The 6,652-nt window shown below is 66.6% G+C and carries 4 protein-coding genes; all 4 read right to left on the bottom strand.

The window, feature by feature from the left end; genetic code table 11:
- Positions 1–2,112: type VI secretion system tip protein TssI/VgrG (gene tssI, locus G3O00_RS19735; RefSeq protein WP_206144033.1), on the bottom strand; the 2,112-nt coding region annotated here is incomplete at its 3' end.
- Positions 2,113–2,253: 141 nt separating this feature from the next.
- On the bottom strand, positions 2,254–2,751 hold the full coding sequence (locus G3O00_RS19730; RefSeq protein WP_241025234.1) for a hypothetical protein: 498 nt from the start codon (positions 2,749–2,751) through the stop codon (positions 2,254–2,256).
- 78 nt (positions 2,752–2,829) lie between these two features.
- A complete protein-coding gene (locus G3O00_RS19725; RefSeq protein ID WP_206144032.1) occupies positions 2,830–3,324 on the bottom strand; it encodes a hypothetical protein in 495 nt (164 codons plus the stop codon).
- Entirely contained in the window at positions 3,302–6,646 is a 3,345-nt protein-coding gene (gene vgrG, locus G3O00_RS19720) for a type VI secretion system tip protein VgrG (protein ID WP_206144031.1), read from the bottom strand. Before vgrG ends, G3O00_RS19725 begins: the two co-directional genes overlap by 23 nt.
- Positions 6,647–6,652: the final 6 nt, after the last annotated feature.

Raw genomic sequence — 6,652 nt, 5'->3', positions numbered from 1 at the left:
GACGCTTGCCGCGGGCTGTGCCGGCTCGGCACCTTGCGCGCGCGCCGCCTCCGCGAGGCCGTCGAGCAGTTGACGGTTCTGGGTCAGCACCTGGCCCGCCGCACTCGCATCCATCTGGCTGGCGCCACGCGCCGCGCTGACGAGCATGCCCGAGCCGCCGCGCAACGCGGCGGCAGCGTCGGTCGTCAACTCCATGCCATACCCGCGATCGGCTTGCCGCTGGTTGTCCTGAATCTGCTTGAGATGACCCAGCGTCAACCCGCTGTTGTGGTCCGTCGTATAAAGACGCGCGCTCGCCTCGCCGGCCGTGTCGTCGAGCAGGAACTGCCGATAGCCGCCCGTCCCTTGCTGGCTCAGGTTCAGGTCCTGCGTCTTGATGCCCGTCAGTGCCGCGGGGTGGCCATTGCCTGCGAACCACGCGGCCGCATTGCCGGTACTGCTGGCCGGACCGCCCGCTTGCGCGTTGTGCTGCGCATCGGCATTGCCCTGGCCGTTGTACAGCGAACCGACCACCACCGGCCGGTCCGGTTGCCCCTCGAGCCAGTCGGTCCACACTTCCTGCCCGACGCGCGGCACGGTCACGCCGCCCCAGTTGTCGCCGCCGACCGGCGTCAGCACGCGTGTCCATGTGCCGGCATTCCGGTCGGCAGGCGCGTTGGCCGCGTGCGGATGATCCTCGAGACTCGCGGCCTTCTGCCCGCGCTGCGCATGGTGCTGGATCCGGACCCGGTGATCGCGATCGGTGTGAACCGGATCGCCCGCGCCCACGACGATCGCCGTTTGCGCACCCTGTACGGCCACCACGGGATGCGAGCGTGCGCCGTGACCGCCTTCGCTCAGCGGCCGGTATGTCTGTCCGGCCGGCAACGCGACGAAGCTGTTTGCATAGACCGCTTCGTTGCCCACCAGCGGCGCGCCATCGTGCGTCCCGCTGCCGAGCGCGGCGTGCAGCGCATGGGCGACGCCGTACTCGTTCACGTCGGTATCCAGCATCGGCGGTATGTCGCCGAGCGTCTGCTCGATCGCCGCGTGCACGTCCGCATCGACGTTCGCGCGCACGCTGTGCTGAACGCGCAGGCACACGAACGCGTCCGACGCCTTCAGCGCCGGATGCCCGCTGATCGCGAAACGCATTCCCGGATGCAGCGCCATGCAGGTGCTGCGCCCTTCGCTGCACAGCGCGGCCACGCGTTGCGCGTCGAGTTGCTGGCGCGCACGCTGATCGCCGAGTGCGGCGGTCTGGAACGCATACGGGCCGGCAACGTCACGATCTTCGCCGGCCATCGCGACGCCGTCGGCCTGCGCGCCGGTCAACCGGTTCGACAGCGTGCGGTGATCCCAGCTGGCGCGTGCGACCCGGCCGATCCGCCAGCGACGCGCGGTCATGAAGTGCTGGATGCTGCCCGCCGGATCGCCGTCGCTCGTCTGGTGAAAGCCGATGACCTCCGGCTTGTCCGGCGTGAAGTGCTGGTTCGAATCGGCGAGCACGAGCGTGTGCTTGCCGAGGCTGGACGCATTGGCGTCGCCGGCGTGCTCGAACCAGTAGAAGATGCCCTCTTCGGCCCACAGCCGCCGCAGGAAATCGAAGTCGGATTCACCGGCCTGGGTGGTCAGGCTGCGCTTGCGGTATCTGGCGGGATCGGCCAGCGCCCAGCGCCACGCGGGTGCCACGGTGCCCGCGGTGTGATAGCCGAAGATCTGCTCGCTGATGTCGAGCACGCTGGCGTTCTGGAAATTGTAGTGATCGACGCGCTGACGGAGCACCGCGAGCCACGGCTCGACTTCGAGACGAAAGCGGGCCAGCCCGCCGTTGTAGCCGATCCGCTCCGCCGCAATGATGTGTCCGTGAACGGGGCGGCGGACGTCGCTGCCTTCCCGCGCACGCCATTCGATCAGGACCGTCGCGCCAATCAGGCGCTCCAGCGGCAACGCCGCGTTCCCGGACAACGCCGTCAACTGAAACCGGTAGCCGCCGTGATCGACCGCCTCCCACCCGTGAAGACTCTCGGCGATCAGCGCGTTCGCGCCCGGCGGCGTGGTGACCCAGAGAAACCGGTCGTGCTGCGACCAGTCTCCGGCGAGTTTTTTCAGAACGTCCATATTCGTCGACATGAATGTTTTCGCTTTCGTTACGACGCGCGCAAGCCCAGCGCGCTGCTTCGGAACATCGCCTGCATTCCCTGGCTCTTCCCGGAACGGCACCAGAATGTGATCAATCGCCGGTACGGCACGACTCGACGCCCATTGCGCCGTTCAGTGTCCGGCCGGCGCGCACGGGTTCCCTTCCTGCCCCGGCGTCGCAATGCGGACACCGCCCCCCGCTTGCCTGATCACGCAAAACACCGAGCCGTACACCGGGCCATAGTCCCCCCCCGGTAAGATCGAGATGCTGTAGAACTTGTTGTCGTCCAGCGCCTTCGGCGCCGCACGCACAACCGCCCCGGCCACGGTCTGGCCATAGACGAGACACTCGCCTCGCTTCAGATAAACCGGCGGCGCACGCTCCGGAACCTCCAGCTCCCAATACGTGACAACGGGACTGACCGGGCCGGTTTGTCTCGTCACACCGACCCCGCGGATCTGGATCGGGTCGGAACCCGTGTCGTCACTTGCCGGCAGGCAAGCAGCCGGTTTTCCGTCGATCTGCCTGATGTCCAGACGGACGGGACCATGCGACATCGCGTCTGCACGGGAGGCGAGCAGGCAGCAGGACACGCCCACCATTGCGCAGCTTCGCAACATGTTCCTCATGCTCCGTATCCATCCGTGGCTGCATCGACGCCGCCACTCGAATCAATCAGGAATTCGAACATGTTCACCATGCGTCGCTCAGTGATTGGCGGCACATGGATTCCGGTCGTTCTGTGGCACCGCGATATTCACGCCGCCACCGGGCCGCTTGAGCGTGCAGAACGCCGCGCTGTAGACCGGCCCGGAATCCCCGCCCGGAATGATCGAGATGTAGTAGGTCCGATTGAGTTCCAGCGGCTTGGGCGGCGTACGGACGATCGCGCCGTTCACGCGCTGCCCATACACGAGGCACTCGCCGCGCTTCAGGTAGACAGGCTTGGCCTCCGCCGGCACATCGAACCACCAGTAGGTCACGTCGGGGCTCGCCGGGCCGGTTGGCCTGGCGACCCCGACCGTGCGGATCTGGATGACGCTCTCGGCCCGTTCGTCATTCAGCGGCAGGCAGGCAGCAGGGTTCCCGTCGATCTGTTTGATTTCCAGCTCGATGGGCGCTTCCGACGTCGCCATCGCGCGCGACAGACAGAGCAGGCACGCGAGCACACCCAACACACTACTTCGGAAGATTGTCTGCATTCTTGGGATCCTCGAGGAGCGGAGCAAGGACATGATCGAGCTCGAACGGCGTGCCGACGTAGCCACGATGAAAGACGGCGAAAGGCGCCTTCAGCACCTGCACGGCGTAGTAATCCGCGACCAGGTTGCCCTGCTGCTCCATGTTGTAATCGTGAAATACCGCACCTGGCGCGACGGTGTATTCGTATGCGCTCTGTCCTCGAATCGTGACGGTCAGCGCATGCCATCGCACCGCATACCCAAGCTGGTACTGCCAAACGTGGGTCATTTCGTGCATGAACAGGCTTCTTTTCCAGATGTTCGGGCCGTTCATTGCCGAGAAATCGTCGACGTACAGGTCGTCAAGGAAATACATCTTCCCGTTCGGCGTGACGGCGGTGTTCTTGTTTTGCAGGTTGAACCAGAAGTAACTCCCTTTGTGCACCCGCACCTTGTCGTAGTCGATACCGTCCTTGAAGACTGTCCTGGCCATTTCAATCTCGCCCGCGGTCAGCACCCGCTCATGGGCGTCGACCTCGACCGACTTCTCCGATTCCCCCAACTGAAACTGGTTCGTCTGCACGCCCTTGATCTTGACTTCGACCGGCGCTGGCGGCGTGCCCGACGTGCGTCCGCAGCAGTCCACCATCTGGGTCGGGGTCAGCAGCGCCGACAGGATCCCCAGCGGGCTCGCCGACGCCACGCGCTCGGTCTTGCCCGCGTCATCGGTCACGCCCGACGCCGTGGTGCCGTCGGCCAGCTTCAACTGATAGGCAACCTTCGACAGCGGCACGCCGTCCGCGTTGACGAAGCGCAGTTGCTCGTCGTAAAGCGCAAGCGGCACGGGTATCGGAAGCGCCGGCAGCACCGGCGACTGCGCACCCGGCCCCATGAACGGATGGGCACCCGCCTTGACGGCAAACGATCCGGGCGTCTCGACCAGGATGTCCGCGCCCTTCAGCGTGATCCGGCTCGGCCCTTGCTGAAGCACGATCGCATCCTTCGCGAGCACGTCGATCCGGTCATCCGACGACGTGATGCGCACCGACTGGTCGGCCAGGATCTGCATCGACGACGCATGCGCCTCGACACTGACCGGCCCGTGGCCGGCCACGGCCTTGATTCCGCCCGCGGCCGCGTACACGCTCGCCGCATCGCCGGACGCCCCGGCGACCGTCGCGCCGGCAGCCAGATGCGCATCACCCTGCGCGGTCAGGTGCACGTGCTTCTCCGCATAGGACACCGCACTGTTGCCGGTACTCATCACGACGTTTTGCGGCGACTCCAGCACGACGGCGGGCACAGCGAAGCGCTCGACCTGATCCCCGCTGCCGCCGGTTCCGCCGGCAGCCGGTTTGGTCGCGCTCTGCCCGTTCACCGCGCCCGTGTACTTGCCGTCCTGCGCGGGATCGATCGCCTTCAGGAAATCCGCCTGCGCGGCGTTCGCCGTCAGCCGGCCGGCCGTTGCGCGCGCCGCCGCTTCGTCGAGACCCTGTGCGGTTTTCACCGCCTGCTTCAACTGGGCAACGCTCTCTCCCAGATCCATCTGCGTCGAAGCCGCTTCCGTGCGCGCGGTGCCCGACACCAGTACGCCTTCGCCCGCCCGCACGACACCCCAGCCTTCGGTCGCGAGATCGAAACCTTCGCCGCGATAGGCGCCGCGCACCGCGCCCTGCTGATCGATCAGATAGCCTTGTGCAAGCCGGCTGTTCGCGACGCTGTTGCCCAGTTCATGACGCAACTGGCCCGACGCATCGTCCATCACCCAGCGGCTGCCCGCCGTGCCGTCGAGTGTCTGCGTCTGCATGCCGGTCAGCACGCCCGCGTGATTCGCGCTGCTGCCTTCACCGGCCGCGAACGGAGGTTGCACGCGGCCGCCGTAAAGCTGGCCCAGCACGACCGGCATGTCGATGTTTCCCGAGTCGAAGCCGACCACGACTTCCGCGCCGATGCGCGGCGTAAAGCTGTGGCCGAAATTCGGGCCCGCCGCCTGTTCGGCGATGCGCGCGACCACGCCGGATCGATGGTCGCCGGGCGCATGCCCCTGTGGGTTCGACCGGCTCGCGGTGTCGGTCAGTCCGCCCGGCAGCGGCGCCGTGCCGCGCATCCACGGAAACTGCACGCGCACCTGGTGGTCGCGCGTGCTGCTCACCCGGTTCGACGGCTCGCCGACGACGATCGCGGTCTGCACGCCCTGCACGACCGGCCGGTCGCGATGAGGCGGCACGATCGGCACGCCCGGCGGCACCGCGGCAAAGCGGTTGCGATAGAGCCCCTGCTCCAGTTCGCCGTGCTCGAGCAGTTGCGCGATATCGGCACCGAGATTGTTGACCGCCTCGTGCTCGAGCGTCAGCGGGACGAACGAAACCGTACCGTCCGGATAGCCGGTCAGCGTGTGAACCTTGCCGATCTCCAGCGTACGCGACGAGCCGGCGCCATAGTGAATCCGCTTCGACAGGCGCAGTGCGTCGAGACGCTGCGACGCGTAGCGCTGCGCCTGGTCCGACGTCTCGAAGCGGCCGGCACGCTGCGCGTCCAGCACTTCGCGCGCGGGCATCGCGGGTGCATCGCGATCGGCCTCGCCCTCGGCATGCCCGGCGAGCGCGACGAGATTGCTGGCTTTCCAGCTCGCGGCCGTGACGCGATCCGGGACCAGTTGGTGCCGCGTGGTGAAATAGGTCATCACGCCGTCGGGGTCGCCCACGTCCTGCCGGTTATAGGCGACGGTGCTGCCTTTGGGCGGTTCGGCGCGCCGGTCGAACACCACGACGGTATGGTTGCCGGACGGTTTCTCGCCGGCGTCCTGTGCATGCTCGATCCGAAACGACAGGCCGGCCTCGGACAACTGGCGCATCACGAAGTCGAAGTCGGTTTCGCGATACTGGCCACGCAGATCGAACGTGCGCAACGGCTCCTTCAGTTCATAGCGTCGATGCGCCTCCGGATAGTCGCCGAACACGCGCTCGCAGATGCCCTCGGTATCGAGGCCGACGAAATACAGGCAGTTGCGGCGCAGCCGGAGCAGTTCGAGCCAGGAGGCCATGGTCAGCCGGTAGCGCGTGATCTCGCCGTCGCTGTCGCTGTACGCGGCCCGCACGACGTACCCGTTCCAGCAGCGCTCACCCGCGCCGGTCGCGAGACGCAGGCGGATCGCCGTGCCGAGCAACGGATTCAGGTCGAGGAACGGCGTGCTCGACAGCACGTCGATCTCGAACCGGAAGGACTCGTCCATCGCTTCCCGGCCATGAAACCGCTCGACCGCGAATGCGCCCGACATCGCCGTATCGATCTGGATCTGGCGAGTCGCCTGCGAATAGCCCTTCAATGCAGCAGCAATGTCCATTCCGTC

The sequence above is a fragment of the Burkholderia sp. Ac-20384 genome (assembly GCF_017104605.1).
In the GTDB taxonomy this organism is placed as follows: domain Bacteria; phylum Pseudomonadota; class Gammaproteobacteria; order Burkholderiales; family Burkholderiaceae; genus Burkholderia; species Burkholderia lata.
The sequence above is the reverse complement of the archived record's forward strand: the minus strand, read 5'-3'. Positions and strand labels throughout refer to the sequence as shown.

Excerpts from the sequence above, each read along its gene's own strand:
- G3O00_RS19730 (WP_241025234.1), bottom strand. The coding sequence starts at position 2,751 with ATGAGGAACATGTTGCGAAGCTGCGCAATGGTGGGCGTGTCCTGCTGC.
- G3O00_RS19725 (WP_206144032.1), bottom strand. The coding sequence starts at position 3,324 with ATGCAGACAATCTTCCGAAGTAGTGTGTTGGGTGTGCTCGCGTGCCTG.
- vgrG (WP_206144031.1), bottom strand. The coding sequence starts at position 6,646 with ATGGACATTGCTGCTGCATTGAAGGGCTATTCGCAGGCGACTCGCCAG.